Below are 14001 nucleotides of genomic sequence, written 5' to 3' on the forward strand. Positions count from 1 at the left end.
ACCGGTCCGCGCCGCACCGGGGCTCGTCTACGTTGGCGGCCGGACGCGGCGGTCGGCGAACCCGCGGGACGGGGGGCGGGTGTGGGCAGGCGTGTCCGGTCGCACCTGCCGCCCGCCGGCGTGCTGGCCTCGCTGGCCGTCCTCGACGTGGTCGCCGGGCGCGAGGAGGTGCTCATCGGCCTGGTCGCGGTGGCGCCGCTCGTGGCCGCCGCCCTCACCGGGCGTCGCGCCACCGTCGTCTACGGCGTGCTGACCCTGCTCACCGCGGCCCTGCTGGGGGTCTACGACGAGCAGTACACGGGGCCCGCCCTCCCGGTCCAGGTCGTCCGGCTGGTGGCGATCGCCGTCGTGGCCGTGGTGGCCCTCGGGATCTGCCAGGTGCGGCTGCGGCGCGAGGCCGAACTGGCCCGGGTCAGCGCCGAGGCGGCGTCGGCACGGGCGTCCCTGGAGCTCGCGGAGAACCTGCAGCGTCACCTGCTCGGACCCCCGCCGGTGGTCCCGTCCCTGGAGTCCGCGGTGCGCTACCTGCCGGCCGTGCGCGAGACCCGGGTCGGCGGGGACTGGTACGACGCCCTCCCCGCGGCCGACGGTGGCACGGTGCTGGTGATCGGCGACGTCGCCGGCCACGACCCCCGGGCGGCGGCCGCCATGGCCGAGGTCCGCGGGATGCTGCGCGCGGTGGCCGTGGACGCCTCGTCCCCGGCCGGGGTCCTCGAGGCGCTGGACCGCGTGATGGCCCACCCGGCGGCGCCCGCGCTGGCCACCGTCGTCGTCGCCGTGGTCACCCCCACCGGCGAGGGCGCCGGGCTGCGGTGGTCCAACGCCGGCCACCCGCCGCCGGTGCTCGTCGGCGCGGACGGTGCGGTGCGGCTGCTCGCCCGCACCCCCGAGCCGCTGCTGGGCGTGGCGCCGGACACCGCCCGGACCGACGCCGAGCTCCTCCTGCGCCCGGGCGACACGCTGCTGCTGTACACCGACGGACTCGTCGAGCGACGGCACGGCACCCTGGACGAGGGCACCGCCTGGCTGGTCGAGGAGCTCGGCCGGCGCGCGCACGACCCCCTCGAGGAGCTCTGCGACCGCCTCCTGGCCACCGTGGCCCGCGTCGCCCGCCACGACGACGTCGCGCTGCTCGCCGTGCGGGTCCCCGGCTAGAGGACGGTCAGGTACCCCGGCGGGACGGCGTCGACCAGCCAGACGCCGTTGGCCGAGCGGGTGAACACGGCGCCGGCCGCGGCCAGCGCGGCGGCGTCGACCCGCAGGACGGCGGCCCGGCCGCGGCGCTCCCCCACCGCCCGGGCGGTGGCCTCGTCGGCGCTCAGGTGCACCGCGTGCCGCCGGCCCGGGCGCAGCCCCTCGGCGAGGACCGCGGGCAGGGAGCGCACCGGCGTGCCGTGGAAGAGGACGGCCGGCGGCTGCTCGGCGGCGTACCCCAGCGCGACCGGCACGCTGTGCCCCTGGCTCGCCCGGATCCGCGTGCCGGTGCCGTCGACGGCGAAGCGGCGCTTGTCGTTCGCCGCCACGACCCGGTCGAGGTCCTCGCGGGTCAGCGGCAGCCCGTGCGCGGCCAGGGCGGCGAGGAGCGCGTCGACGTCGACCCAGCCGGCGTCGTCGAGGGTGAGTCCCACGCTGTCGGGCCGGTGCCGCAGCACGTACGACAACCGCTTGCTGACCCGGACGACGTCGTCGGGCCCGGTGCCCCTGCCCACGCGGGCAGCCTGCGGGTCGGCCCCGCGCACCGCCACCGGGTTAGCGTCGGCACCCGACCGGAGCGGAGGCACGGGTGATCGACAAGCGGGTCGCGACGGTGGCCGACGCCGTCGAGGGCATCGAGGACGGCGCCACCGTGCTCGTCGGCGGCTTCGGCGCGTCGGGGGTGCCGGTGCAGCTGGTGCACGCGCTCCTCGACCGGGGCACCACCGACCTGACCGTGGTCACCAACAACGCCGGCTCCGGCGAGACCGACGTCGCCGCGCTGCTCCGCGAGCGGCGGGTGCGGAAGATCGTCTGCTCCTACCCGCGGTCGGCCGGGTCGGTCTGGTTCGAGGAGCGCTGGCGGGCCGGGGAGGTGGAGCTGGAACTGGTGCCGCAGGGGACGCTCAGCGAGCGGATGCGCGCCGCGGCCGCCGGGCTCGGGGGCTTCTTCACCCCGACCGGCGCCGACACCCGGCTCGCCGAGGGCAAGGAGGTGCGGGTGATCGACGGCCGCCGGCACGTGTTCGAGGAGCCGCTGCGCGGCGACGTCGCGCTGGTGAAGGCGGCGCGGGCCGACCGCTGGGGCAACCTGGTCTACCGCACCGCGGCGCGCAACTTCGGCCCGACCATGGTCGCGGCCGCCACGCTGTCCGTCGTCGAGGTCGACGAGTTCGTGGCGCTGGGCGCGCTCGACCCGGAGACGATCGTGACGCCGGGGATCTTCGTCGACCGCGTCGTCCGGGTGGGCCCGGCGTGAGGCCCGACCTGCGCCTGCCCGTGCGCGCCGTCGCCCGCCGGGTCGCCCGCGACGTCCCCGACGGCGCCTACGTCAACCTCGGCATCGGCCTGCCCACGCTGGTCGCCGACTGCCTGGGCAGCGACCAGGAGGTCGTCTTCCACTCGGAGAACGGAATCCTCGGCATGGGCCCGGCTCCGGTGCCCGGCGAGGAGGACCCCGAGCTGGTCAACGCCGGCAAGCAGCCGGTGACGCTGCTGCCGGGCGGGGCGTTCTTCCACCACACCGACGCCTTCCTCATGATGCGCGGCGGCCACCTCGACCTCACCGTCCTGGGCGCCTTCCAGGTGTCGGAGACCGGGGACCTGGCCAACTGGGCCACCGACGACGTCGCCCACCCGCCGGCGGTCGGCGGCGCGATGGACCTCGCCGTCGGCGCCCGGCGGGTGCTGGTGATGACGACGCACACCACCAAGCACGGCGAGCCCAAGCTCCTGCCGCGCTGCACCTACCCGCTGACCGCCGCCGGCGTGGTCGACCGCGTCTACACCGACCTCGCCGTCCTCGACGTCACCGGCGAGGGGTTCCTCGTGCGCGAGATGGTCGCCGGGCTCACCCGCGACGACCTGCAGGGCGCCACCGCGGCCCGGCTGTCCTTCGCCGACGACGTCGCCGTGCTCGTCCCCGGGTGAGCTCGAGTCGCACTCCGGCGGACGAGATCGGCGGTCTCGTGGCGATCGGGCGGTGATGGCCACGAGACCGCCGATCTCGCGGCAGCAGCCGGGGCTCAGGCCGCCGTCGCGGGGCGCGCCTCCTGCGCGAGGGCGGTCAGCGCCTGCTCGAAGCACTCCCGCGGCGGCTGCACCAGCCCCGCGCCGACCTGGCCGGTGCCGGCCACCCGCCCGGCCATGCCGGTGTTGATCTGCGGCAGCCAGCCGGTGCGGGCCACGGCGAGGACGTCGATGCCGGTCGGGGCGCCGCGGAAGCCCAGGATCGGGATCGCCATGGCCGGGTTCTCGGCGAGGGTGAGCTGGTACATCCGCTCGGTGGTGGCCAGCGCGTCGGGGACGGTGCCGCCGACGAACCGCACGATCGCCGGCGCCGCGGCCATCGAGAACCCGCCGACGCCGTAGGTCTCCATGATCGCGGAGTCGCCGATGTCGGGGTTGGCGTCCTCGGGGCCGTAGTCGCCGAGGAACAGGCCCACCGGGGTCTGCGCCGGGCCGGTGAACCAGCGGTCGCCGGTGCCCGCCGTCTGCACGCCGAACTCCGTGCCGTTGCGGGCCATCACCGTGACCATCGTCGACCCCGGGACGTCGCGGGCGGCGTCCATGGCCAGCTTCGCCGCCGGCATGCCGAGGTTGAGGAAGAAGTGCTCGTTGCCGCCGATGAAGCGCAGCGCCGCGGCGACGTCGTCGGACGGCGCGTCGAGCGCCACCAGGGCCGGCGACAGCTCGCGCAGGGTCATCAGCGAGCCGGCGCGGTTGCGGTTGTGCCCCTCGTCGCCCATCTGCAGCATCTGCGCGAGCACGGCCTTGACGTCGAGCGGCTCGGCCATCGACCGCACCGCCCGCGCCAGCAGCGGGCCGAGGACGTCGCGCATCCAGGCCAGCCGGGTGAGCACCTCCTCGCCGAAGGCGCCCATCCGCAGCACCTTGCCCAGGCCCTCGTTGAGGTTGCAGTAGGCGCGGCCGCCGTTGACCGGGTCCTCCAGGCACCAGGCCCACATCGACGGCGACGTCACGCCGGCCATCGGGCCCACCGCGGAGTGGTGGTGGCAGGGGTCGAGGGTCACCCCGCCGGAGGCCAGCAGCGCCTCGGCCTCCTCCACCGTGGCCGCCCAGCCCTCGAACAGGCAGGCGCCGAGGAGCGCCCCGCGCATCGGGCCCGACGCCGCCTCCCAGGTCAGCGGGGGACCGGAGTGCAGCAGCACGCGACCCTCGAGGCCGAGCACCTCGCCGGCGGGCCGCACGTCGGTCAGCACCGCCCCGGCCGCCAGCACCCGCTCGACCCCCGTCCGGTTGGCCGCGGCGCGGCGGGGGTCCAGCGCCAGCGCGGCGAGGTCGGCGGGGTCGCCGATCGCCGGCGGCCGCCAGTCGACGTCGGTCACCGCCGTCCCCTGCGCGCGCAGCGCGCCGGAGAAGACGTCGACACCGGCGGCCACCACCGCCGGCGGGCCGTCGAGCAGGCCACCCAGGCTCATCGCGCGTCTCCCAGCAGGTCGAGGGCGTGCCGCGTGGCCGCGGCGTTGGAGGCGAAGACGGCGGCACCGGCCGCGGCGAGGGCGTCGGCCTGCCGGCTCCAGCCCTGCGGGTCGGCCTCGGTGCCGACCAGCGCGACGACCACCGGCAGCTGCGCCCGCTCCCGGGCGGCGGCGAGGGCCGGGGCGAGGCTCGCCGCCGGGTCGGCGTCGGCGCCGTACCCGAGGACGACGTCGAGCAGCAGCACCGCCGGCTCACCGGAGGCGGCCAGCCGCGCGATCGCCTCCAGCCGCAGCGTGGGGTCGATCATCGGGTGCGCCCGGCCGACGGTGAGCGCGTCGTCGCCGAAGTCGACGACCACGTGACCGGCGGCCGACAGGTCCGTCCCGAGGTCGAGCTCCGGCCGCAGCGGGGTGTTGGAGCGGACGTCGCCGAGCACGGGCGCGGCCAGCAGCATCGCCTCGTCGGCGAGCGTGCCGCCGGAGTAGAAGCCCTTGAGGACCGCGCCGGGGAGCGCGGCGTCGTCCGGCCCCGGGCGCGACGGCCACCGCGGGACCTCCCGGCCCATGTCGGCCAGCAGCGCCTCGACGGCGGCGGTGAGGTCGGGCGTCCGCGGGCTCAGCGCCGCCGACCGCACCGGCGTGGCCAGCCCGTCGGCGGCCCGCGCCACGGCCTCGGCCACCGACGGGGCCGGGGGCTTGGAGACGACGAGCACCCGCTCGGTGGCGGGGTCGGCGTCGAGCGCGGCGAGGGCGTCGAGGGTGGCCAGTCCGCCGACCGCCTCGGACAGGTCGCGCCCGCCGACGCCGATGACGTGCGAGACGCCGACGCCGGCCGCGTCGAGCAGGCAGGACACCTGCTGCGCGCCGGTGCCCGAGGCGGCGACCACGCCGACCGGGCCGGGGCGGACGACGTTGGCGAAGCCGAGGGCGACGCCGGAGACGATCGCGGTGCCGCAGTCGGGCCCCATGACCAGGACGCCGGCCTCGTGCGCGGCGCGCTTGAGCGCGACCTCCTGCTCCACCGGGACGCCGTCGGAGAAGACCAGCACGCTGCGGCCCGCGGCGATCGCGTCGGCGGCCTCGAGCGCCGCGTACTGCCCGGGGACGCTGACGATCGCCAGGGCGGCGGCGTCGGGGGCGAGGTCGTCGAGACCGGCGCCGATCGTGCGGGCCGGCTGCGCGTCGGCCGTCGCCCGGGAGCGCTCGCGCTCGGACAGGGCGGCGTCGACGGCGGTCACCGCGGCGGCCAGGGCGTCGTCGTCGACCGCGCGGACGGCGATGAGCAGCTGGTCGGGCGAGGCCGCGCCCTCGGGCGCGAGCCCCATCCCCTCGGCGAGCTCGACGTTGAGCGGCGTGGCCATGGCCACCAGGACGGCGGTGACGCCGTCGCGCGCGCCGACGTCACGGCTGACCTGCATCAACCGGACCGAGTCGGCGTAGACGCCGCTGCGCAGGGAGACGTGCGAGACGCCCTCTCCGGGGCCTGGTGCGCTCACCTCGCCGACCGTACCGGGCGATCCCTCACCGGTGAGATACCCGCAGTGCAACGATCTTGTTGCACACCGGAGTTTTAGCGCTGAGGTACTTCCGCGCCTGTGAGACGCGTGACACTGTGACGGCCTCCCGGGGGTGGTGCACCTCCCGGCTGCGTCGGTTGGGCACGTCGAGGAGGTCCCCATGGCGTTCGGGTGGAAGCTGTACGGCGACGGGAAGACGCCGCCGCTGGGCGAGGCCGTCGCCCCCGACGAGCGGCTGTCGTGGCCGCGCACCGTCGGCATCGGCGCGCAGCACGTGGTCGCGATGTTCGGGGCGACGTTCGTCTTCCCGATCGTCATGGGGCTCGACCCCAACCTGGCGATCATGATGAGCGGGATCGCGACGATCATCTTCCTGCTCATCGTCAACAACAAGGTGCCGAGCTACCTGGGCACCAGCGCCTCGTTCGTCGGCGGCGTCGTCGCCGTCCGGGCGCAGGGCGGTGACTCCGGGGACGTCGTCGGCGCGATCCTGGTCTCCGGCGTCGTGCTGGCCCTCATCGGCGTGCTCATCCACTTCGCCGGCGTCCGCTTCCTGCACGCGATCCTGCCGCCGGCGGTGACCGGCGCGGTCGTGCTCCTCATCGGCTTCAACCTGGCCCCGGTGGTGGCCGGCATCTACTGGCCCCAGGACCAGTGGGTGGCGCTGGCCACGATGACCTTCGTCATCGTCGCCTCGCTGCTGCTGCGCGGCTTCTGGGCCCGCATCTCCATCCTGCTCGGCCTGGTCTTCGGCTACCTGCTGTCGATCCTGCTCGACGCGACCGCCGGCCAGATCACCTCGCCCGACGGCACCGGCGCGGTGGTCACCCGCGACCGGATCGACTTCGACACCGTCGGCCAGGCCGACTGGATCGGCCTCCCCGACCTCACCGCGCCCAGCTTCTCGCTGAACTTCAGCCTGCTGGTGCTGCCCGCCGTCATCGCGCTGGTCGCGGAGAACGCCGGCCACGTCAAGGCGGTCGCGGAGATGACCAAGCGCGACCTCGACCCCTACATGGGCCGGGCGATCGTCGCCGACGGCGTCGCCACCGTCGTGGCCAGCTCGGTGGGCGGCTCGCCCACCACCACCTACGCCGAGAACATCGGCGTCATGGCCGCCACCCGCGTCTACTCGACGGCGGCCTACTACGTGGCCGCGATCGTGGCGATCCTGCTGGGCCTGTGCCCGAAGTTCGGCGCGCTCATCAACATCATCCCGGGCGGCGTCCTCGGCGGGATCACCGTGGTGCTGTACGGGATGATCGGCCTGCTCGGCGCGAAGATCTGGAAGGAGAACCGCGTCGACTTCGCCAACCCGATCAACCTGGTGCCGCTGGCCGCGGGCATCATCATCGCCATCGGCAACGTGACCATGCAGATCACCGACAACTTCTCCCTCGGCGGCATCGCGCTGGGCACGATCGTGGCGGTCCTCGGCTGGCACGTCGCCCGCGCGCTGGCGCCGGCGGAGATGCGCGCCGCCCTCGTGGCCGAGCGCGAGTACCTCGGCGGCACCGGCCCCGCGCTGGGTCACACCGGCGCGCACGACCGCTCCCACACCGGGCGGCACGGGTACGACCCCGAGTACAGCCCCGACCCGTCGTCGGTCGACGAGGTCGGCCGGCCCGGCATCGACACCCGTAAGGGGACGCTCGACAGGTGAAACCGGCTCCCTTCCGCTACGCCGACCCCCGGTCCCTCGAGGAGGCACTCGACGTCCTCGCCGCCGAACCCGGCGCCAAGGTGCTCGCCGGCGGGCAGTCCCTGCTCCCGCTCCTGGCGATGCGGCTCGCGGCGCCGGCCACGCTGGTGGACATCAACCGGGTGCCCGGCCTCGACGCCGTCGAGGCCACCGGGGACGGCGTGCGGGTGGGAGCCCTGGTCCGGCACAACGGTCTCCTCCGCGACAGCCCCGACGCGACCGCCGCCGCCCGGGTCCAGCCGCTGCTGGCCCGGGCGACGGCGAACGTGGCCCACCCCGCCATCCGCAACCGCGGGACGACGGTCGGCTCGATCGCGCACGCCGACCCCTCGGGGGAGATGACCGCCGTGCTGGCGCTCACCGGCGGCTCGGTCACCGTGGCCACGCCGGGGGGCCGCTCGACCGTGGGCTGGCAGGACCTCTTCGTCGGCCCGCTGGAGACCTCGATCGCCGGCCCGGCGGTCGTCGTCGACGCGTTCTTCCCCGCGCTCCCCGACCGCTCCGGGACCGCCTTCGCCGAGATCTCCCGGCGCAGGGGCGACTACGCCGTCTGCGGCGCCGGCGTCGTCGTCACCCTCGACGAGGACCGCCGGGTCGCCGCCGTCCGGGCGTCCTACCTCTCGGTGGGGCTGGTGCCCGAGGTGCACGACCTCACCGAGGCCGTGGCCGGCAAGCCGGTCGACGGCGCCGACTGGGCCGCCGCCGGGGCGCTGGCCTGCACGCTGGTCGACCCCGACGGCGACATCCACGCCAGCGCCGACTACCGGCGGCTGCTCGTCGGCGTGCTGACCGAGCGGACACTGGCGGAGGCAGCAGCCGAGGCACGGGAGAGGACCGCCGCATGACCACGTCCGTCGACAGCGAGCGGACCGTCAACGTCACCGTCAACGGCGTCCTGCGCGAGGCCACCGTGCCCGTGCGCCGGGTGCTGTCGGACCTGCTGCGGGAGGACCTGCGGCTGACCGGAACCCACGTCGGCTGCGCGCACGGCGTGTGCGGGTCGTGCACGGTGCTCGTCGACGGCGCGCCGGTGCGCTCCTGCCTGGTGCTCGCCGTGCAGGTCGACGGCGCGGAGGTGACCACCGTCGAGGGGCTGGCCCGCGAGGACGAGCAGGGCGGGCAGGTGCTCCACCCGGTGCAGGAGGCCTTCCGCGAGTGCCACGCCCTGCAGTGCGGGTTCTGCACGCCGGGGTTCCTGGTCACCATCGCCGCCGGGCTCGAGGCCCGCGACACCGCGGCGGAGATCACCGAGGAGGAGGTCGACGAGCTCGTCGGCGGCAACCTCTGCCGGTGCACCGGCTACGCCAACATCAAGAAGGCCGTCCGGCACGCCGCCGCGACGATGAGGGACGCGCAGTGACCACCAAGCTGTTCGGCGAGCCGGTGCGGCGGCGCGAGGACGCCCGCCTGATCACCGGCAGGGGCCGCTACCTCGACGACCTCGGCGCCGGCGCGCTGGCCGCCGCCTTCGTGCGCAGCCCGCACGCGCACGCCCGCGTCACCGACGTCGACGTCGAGGCGGCGCTGGACGTCGAGGGCCTGGTCGCCATCTACACCTACGAGGACCTCACCGGCCCGATGGCCGAGCCGATGCCGGTGCTCATCCCGCACCCGCAGCTGCACGCGCCGCGCACCGGGTACGCCCTGGCCAACGGCGTCGTGCACCACGTCGGCGAGCCCGTCGTCATGGTCGTGGCCACCGACCGCTACGTCGCCGAGGACGCCGCCGACCGGATCGTGGTCACCTACGAGGAGCTGCCGGTCGTCGTCGGGGTCGACGCCGCCCGGGAGGCCCGCGCGGCCGTCCACGACGACGTCCCGGACAACGTCGCCGCCCGGCACCACCAGGAGACCGGCGACGTCGAGCCGGCGCTGGCCGTCGCACCGCACACGCTGTCGTTCACCCAGTACATCGAGCGCAGCGCCTGCATGCCGCTGGAGGGCAAGGGCGTGCACGCCCGCTGGGACGCCGACGACGGCAGCCTGCGCGTGCACTCCAGCACCCAGGCCTCGACGTCGGTCCGCGCCGCGATCGCGGCCAAGCTCGAGCTGTCGCTGGACCGCGTCGAGGTGATCGCGCCCGACGTCGGCGGCGGCTTCGGCGTCAAGATCGTGCACCCGTGGCCCGAGGAGCTGCTGGTGCCGATGGCGGCCATCCGGCTCGGCCGCGAGGTGAAGTGGGCCGAGGACCGGCGCGAGCACTTCATCTCCAGCGCGCACGAGCGCCAGCAGCGGCAGGAGATCACCGTCGGCTTCGACGACGACGGCCGGATCACCGCGCTCGACGTGCACGTCTGGCACGACAACGGCGCCTACACGCCCTACGGGATCATCGTGCCGATCATCACGGCCACCCAGCTGGTCGGGCCGTACGCGATCCCCGTCTACCGGGTCGTCGTCGAGAGCGTCTACACCAACACCGTCATCGTCACGCCCTACCGCGGGGCCGGGCGGCCGCAGGGCTGCTACGCGATGGAACGGACGGTGGACCGCATCGCCGACGCCCTCGGCCTCGACCGCGCCGAGGTGCGCCGCCGCAACCTCATCACCCCCGACCAGTTCCCCTACGACCACCGCCTGACCTTCCAGGACGGCCGGCCGGTCATCTACGACTCCGGGGACTACCCCGGCCTGCTCGACAAGCTCGTCGCGCTGGTCGGCTGGGACGAGGCCGCGGCGCTGCGGGCCGACGCGCAGGCCCGCGGCAGGCTGCTCGGGATCGGCATGGCGCTCTACGTCGAGGGCACCGGGCCCGGGCCCTACGAGGGCGGGCACGTGCAGGTGCTCGGCAGCGGCAAGGTGCTGGTCTCCACCGGCCTGACCTCGCAGGGCCAGGGGCACGAGACGGTCTTCGCCCAGATCGTCGCCTCCGAGCTCGGCGTGCCCATCGACGACGTCGAGGTGCACACCGGCGACACCCGCCGCTTCGGCTACGCCGTCGGCACCTTCGCCTCCCGCGCCGCGGTGATGAGCGGCAACGCCGTCGCGCTGGCCGCCCGCGGGGTCCGCGAGAAGGCCCTCCGGATCGCCGCCGACGTCCTGGAGGCCGACCCCGGCGACCTCGAGATCGACGAGGGCCAGGTGCAGGTCAAGGGCACGCCGGGGGCCTCGATCCCGCTGCGCACCGTGGCGGTGCTGTCCAACCCGCTGCGCTACGCCTTCGACGAGGCCGCCAAGCAGGCGACGCAGTTCGTCACCCACGACGACAGCAAGCCGCCGGTCGCCCCCGGGGACGCCCCCGGCCTCGAGCACCGCGACTACTACTCCCCCATCCGCTCCACGTTCGCCTCGGGCGCGCACGCGGCCGTCGTGGAGATCGACCCGCGGACGTGGGAGATCGACGTCGTCCGCTACGCCGTCGTGCACGACTGCGGCAACGTGGTCAACCCGATGATCGTCGAGGGCCAGGTGCAGGGCGGCGTCGCCCAGGGGGTGGGCGGGGCGCTGTACGAGCGGATGGCCTACGACGGCGACGGGCAGCTGCAGAACGCGTCGTTCATGGACTTCCTCATGCCCTACGCCTCCGAGGTGCCCGACATCGCGATCGACCACCAGGAGACGCCCTCGCCGCTGAACCCGCTCGGGATCAAGGGCGCCGGCGAGGCCGGCGTCATCCCCGGGACGGCGGCGATCGCCTCGGCGATCGAGGACGCGGTGGGCCGGCGGATCACCTCGATGCCGATCTCCCCCACCGAGCTGTACGACCTGATGAGAGACGAGACGGCGGAGCGCACGGCTGCCTCCCGGCAGACGTCGCCCCAGACGGGAGTGCCTGCGTGAACCTCGACGGCTCGGCGGTGCTGCACGGCTCGCCCGAGGAGGTCTGGACGGTCATCACCGACCCCGCCGTCCTGGCGCGGACCATCCCCGGCTGCGAGTCGCTGGAGCGGACCGGCGAGGACGAGTACCGGATGGACGTCTCGGTGGGGGTCGGCGCGATCCGCGGGACCTACGCCGGGGAGGTGCGGCTGAGCGACCAGCAGCGGCCCTCGTCCTACGTGATGCACGCGTCCGGCGCCGGCGCGCCGGGCAACGTGCGCGCGACGGTGCGGATCGACCTCGAGCCCACCGACGAGGGGACGACGCTCACCTACTCGGCCGACGCCGTCGTGGGCGGGCCGGTGGCCGGGGTCGGGCAGCGGATGATGACCGGCGTCGCGAAGCGGATGGCCGGCCAGTTCTTCGCCGCGATCGACCGGGAGCTGACCTCCGGTGCACCGGTGGGGACCGCACCGGCGGCGGCCCGCGCCACCTCGACGGCGGTCAGCGCGACCGACGCTGCGCCCGCGGTCCCGGCGGGGACGCCGGCCGCGCCCGAGCCGCAGGTGTTCCGCGGGACGAAGGCCCCCGCGCCCGCGCCGTCGTCGGACGTGCGGACCCTCGCGGCCGGCGCGCTCGGTGGCGCCGGGCTCACGCTGCTCGGCGTCCTCGTCGGCTGGCTGCTGGGCCGCCGCCGCTGACCACCCCGTGACGAACCCGTGACGAACCCGTGACGAGGCCCCCCGACCACGGTCGGGGGGCCTCGCTGCGTCCCCGGGTGCGCGGACGCGCCGAGGGCGGCCCCGGCGGGTGCCGGGACCGCCCTCGGGCGGGTGGTGTCAGCCGCCGCAGATGTCAGCCGGGAAGCTGGCGTCGCAGCGGTTGGCCCGGAACTCCAGACCCGGACCGGGGTCGACGATGAACGGGTTGGTCGGGGACGCCTGCCCGACGAAGATGTCCATCTGACCGGGCTGGAACGTCGGCGGGACGAACCCGCGGTTGTCACCGAACCAGTTCGCGACGACCTTGACGTCGGTCACCAGACCGGGGATGTCGTCGTCCGGGTTCGGGTCGGAACCCGGCGGCTGCGCGAAGCTGAGCAGGACCAGCCCACCGGGCGGGAAGGTCAGCGGGGGCGGCGGCGGCGCTCCCGGCGCCGGCGGCGGCGGGATGAACTGGGCCGGCGGGATCGTCGGGTTGTGGTCCTTGATGACGTTGGCCGTCAGCCGCACGTTCGCGGCGTTCACCACGGCCATGCCGACACCGGAGATGCGCTGGTCACCGGCGCGTCCCTGCAGGCACCACCGGTTGTTGGCCTGCGACACGTTGCCGTTGATCTTCCAGTCGCCGGCCTCGACGTTGTCCGGGGCGCCGGGGGTCTCCGTCGTGGCGTCGTCGAAGGTGAGGATCCCGATGCAGTTGCCGCTGACGTGGTTGCCGTCGACCCGGCCGCCGCTGGCCTCCCGCAGGAAGACACCGAGGTTGTAGTTGCGGACCCGGTTGCCGGCGACCAGCGCCCGCGAGTCCGCGGAGTCGCCGATCGAGATGCCCGCGGTGCCGGAGTTCGGCGCCTCGCCCGGGCCGGCCCGGTCGATGCCCTCCTCGACGTTCCCGACGATGTGGATGTTGTGCGAGTTGCCCGCGAAGATGCCGTACCGGTCGTGGCCGAGGCCCTTGGTGCCGGTGACGGTGAACCCGTCCGCGCCCCAGGCGGAGATGCCGTTGGCCGGGTGGTTCTGCGTCTGCAGGTCCTTCACCACCACGCGGGAGTCCGGGTCCAGGAAGAACAGCCCGGAGAGGTTGTCGCGCAGCGTGGCGTCGTCGTCCTCGCCGTCGGCCTCGTTCTGCGCCTCCCAGCACGCCTGGCCCGGCTCGAGGTCGTAGCTGTCGTCCGGCGCCTGGATGATCGTCTGGTCGCGCCCGGCGCCCCGGATGGTCAGGCCCTTGCCGTCGATGCAGACGGCCTCGGTGTAGGTGCCCGGGGCGATCCGGATGGTGTCGCCCGAGCGCGCCTGGTCGACGGCGGCCTGGATGGACTCGCCCTCCCGGACGTCCCACATCCGCCCGCCGCCACCGTGCGCCGAGGCGACCCCGGGGAGGGCGCCGAGCACCATCGCGCCGGCGCCGGCCACCGCGAGCGTGCGCACCGCCCGGCCGCGGAACCTCGTTCCGGTCGTGTTCGTCGTTCGTTCCATCAGTGGCCTTCCTGGCGTCTGAGGAAGTCCCGGAGCGGCCGAGAGCGCCGGCTCGGAACCTGTGAAGTGCCTGGCAACGCGGCACACACTCCCTGGGGACCCGGCGCCGTCCAACGGGTCAGGGGTATGAACCTGTGCGCGCCTCAGGTAGTAGGTCCGCCTGGGGAGGGGTGTCGTGCGACCGCCGGATCGGC

General features: G+C 74.9%; 12 protein-coding genes. 8 read left to right on the forward strand and 4 right to left on the reverse strand.

Going from position 1 to position 14001, the window contains the following annotated elements; genetic code table 11:
* Positions 1–81: 81 nt before the first annotated feature.
* Positions 82–1155 (forward strand): PP2C family protein-serine/threonine phosphatase, encoded by a 1074-nt coding sequence (locus ACI8AD_RS15950; protein WP_456871496.1) that lies wholly within the window; start codon positions 82–84, stop codon positions 1153–1155.
* On the opposite strand, the gene ACI8AD_RS15955 is transcribed toward ACI8AD_RS15950, so the two are convergent.
* Positions 1152–1709: an RNA 2'-phosphotransferase gene (locus ACI8AD_RS15955; RefSeq protein ID WP_456871497.1), complete on the reverse strand. Its 558-nt coding sequence runs from the start codon at positions 1707–1709 to the stop codon at positions 1152–1154. The two genes, ACI8AD_RS15950 and ACI8AD_RS15955, sit on opposite strands and share 4 nt — an antisense overlap.
* Positions 1710–1783: 74 nt before the next feature.
* Here ACI8AD_RS15955 and ACI8AD_RS15960 point away from each other — a divergent pair, with 74 nt between their 5' ends.
* A complete protein-coding gene (locus tag ACI8AD_RS15960; protein ID WP_456871498.1) occupies positions 1784–2452 on the forward strand; it encodes a 3-oxoacid CoA-transferase subunit A in 669 nt (222 codons plus the stop codon).
* On the forward strand, positions 2449–3123 hold the full coding sequence (locus ACI8AD_RS15965) for a 3-oxoacid CoA-transferase subunit B (RefSeq protein WP_456871499.1): 675 nt from the start codon (positions 2449–2451) through the stop codon (positions 3121–3123). Before ACI8AD_RS15960 ends, ACI8AD_RS15965 begins: the two co-directional genes overlap by 4 nt.
* Before the next feature lie 95 nt (positions 3124–3218).
* On the opposite strand, the gene ACI8AD_RS15970 is transcribed toward ACI8AD_RS15965, so the two are convergent.
* The gene (locus ACI8AD_RS15970) at positions 3219–4634 is read right to left on the reverse strand and encodes a DUF1116 domain-containing protein (protein WP_456871500.1); all 1416 of its coding nucleotides are present in this window, start codon (positions 4632–4634) and stop codon (positions 3219–3221) included.
* Entirely contained in the window at positions 4631–6130 is a 1500-nt protein-coding gene (locus ACI8AD_RS15975) for an FdrA family protein (RefSeq protein WP_456871501.1), read from the reverse strand. Before ACI8AD_RS15975 ends, ACI8AD_RS15970 begins: the two co-directional genes overlap by 4 nt.
* 181 nt (positions 6131–6311) lie before the next feature.
* On the opposite strand from ACI8AD_RS15975, the gene ACI8AD_RS15980 reads away from it, so the two are divergent.
* Genes ACI8AD_RS15980 through ACI8AD_RS16000 form a run of 5 tightly spaced genes read left to right on the forward strand, consistent with a single transcriptional unit; the run spans position 6312 to position 12313 of the window.
* Positions 6312–7814, forward strand: coding sequence for a uracil-xanthine permease family protein (locus tag ACI8AD_RS15980; RefSeq protein WP_456871502.1), 1503 nt, complete (start codon positions 6312–6314; stop codon positions 7812–7814).
* On the forward strand, positions 7811–8698 hold the full coding sequence (locus ACI8AD_RS15985; protein WP_456871503.1) for an FAD binding domain-containing protein: 888 nt from the start codon (positions 7811–7813) through the stop codon (positions 8696–8698). The genes ACI8AD_RS15980 and ACI8AD_RS15985 overlap by 4 nt, the downstream gene beginning before the upstream one ends.
* Positions 8695–9213 (forward strand): (2Fe-2S)-binding protein, encoded by a 519-nt coding sequence (locus ACI8AD_RS15990; protein WP_456871504.1) that lies wholly within the window; start codon positions 8695–8697, stop codon positions 9211–9213. The genes ACI8AD_RS15985 and ACI8AD_RS15990 overlap by 4 nt, the downstream gene beginning before the upstream one ends.
* Positions 9210–11633: an aerobic carbon-monoxide dehydrogenase large subunit gene (gene cutA / locus ACI8AD_RS15995; RefSeq protein ID WP_456871505.1), complete on the forward strand. Its 2424-nt coding sequence runs from the start codon at positions 9210–9212 to the stop codon at positions 11631–11633. The genes ACI8AD_RS15990 and cutA overlap by 4 nt, the downstream gene beginning before the upstream one ends.
* The gene (locus ACI8AD_RS16000) at positions 11630–12313 is read left to right on the forward strand and encodes an SRPBCC domain-containing protein (RefSeq protein ID WP_456871506.1); all 684 of its coding nucleotides are present in this window, start codon (positions 11630–11632) and stop codon (positions 12311–12313) included. Before cutA ends, ACI8AD_RS16000 begins: the two co-directional genes overlap by 4 nt.
* 138 nt (positions 12314–12451) lie before the next feature.
* On the opposite strand, the gene ACI8AD_RS16005 is transcribed toward ACI8AD_RS16000, so the two are convergent.
* Positions 12452–13807, reverse strand: coding sequence for a right-handed parallel beta-helix repeat-containing protein (locus tag ACI8AD_RS16005; protein WP_456871507.1), 1356 nt, complete (start codon positions 13805–13807; stop codon positions 12452–12454).
* Between the last annotated feature and the right edge of the window lie 194 nt (positions 13808–14001).

Source organism: Geodermatophilus sp. SYSU D00766 (genome assembly GCF_054049915.1).

What these genes read in the sequence shown, in the direction of transcription:
- ACI8AD_RS15970 (WP_456871500.1), bottom strand. Translation starts at nt 4,634, where the DNA reads ATGAGCCTGGGTGGCCTGCTCGACGGCCCGCCGGCGGTGGTGGCCGCC.
- ACI8AD_RS15980 (WP_456871502.1), top strand. Translation starts at nt 6,312, where the DNA reads ATGGCGTTCGGGTGGAAGCTGTACGGCGACGGGAAGACGCCGCCGCTG.
- ACI8AD_RS15990 (WP_456871504.1), top strand. Translation starts at nt 8,695, where the DNA reads ATGACCACGTCCGTCGACAGCGAGCGGACCGTCAACGTCACCGTCAAC.
- ACI8AD_RS16005 (WP_456871507.1), bottom strand. Translation starts at nt 13,807, where the DNA reads ATGGAACGAACGACGAACACGACCGGAACGAGGTTCCGCGGCCGGGCG.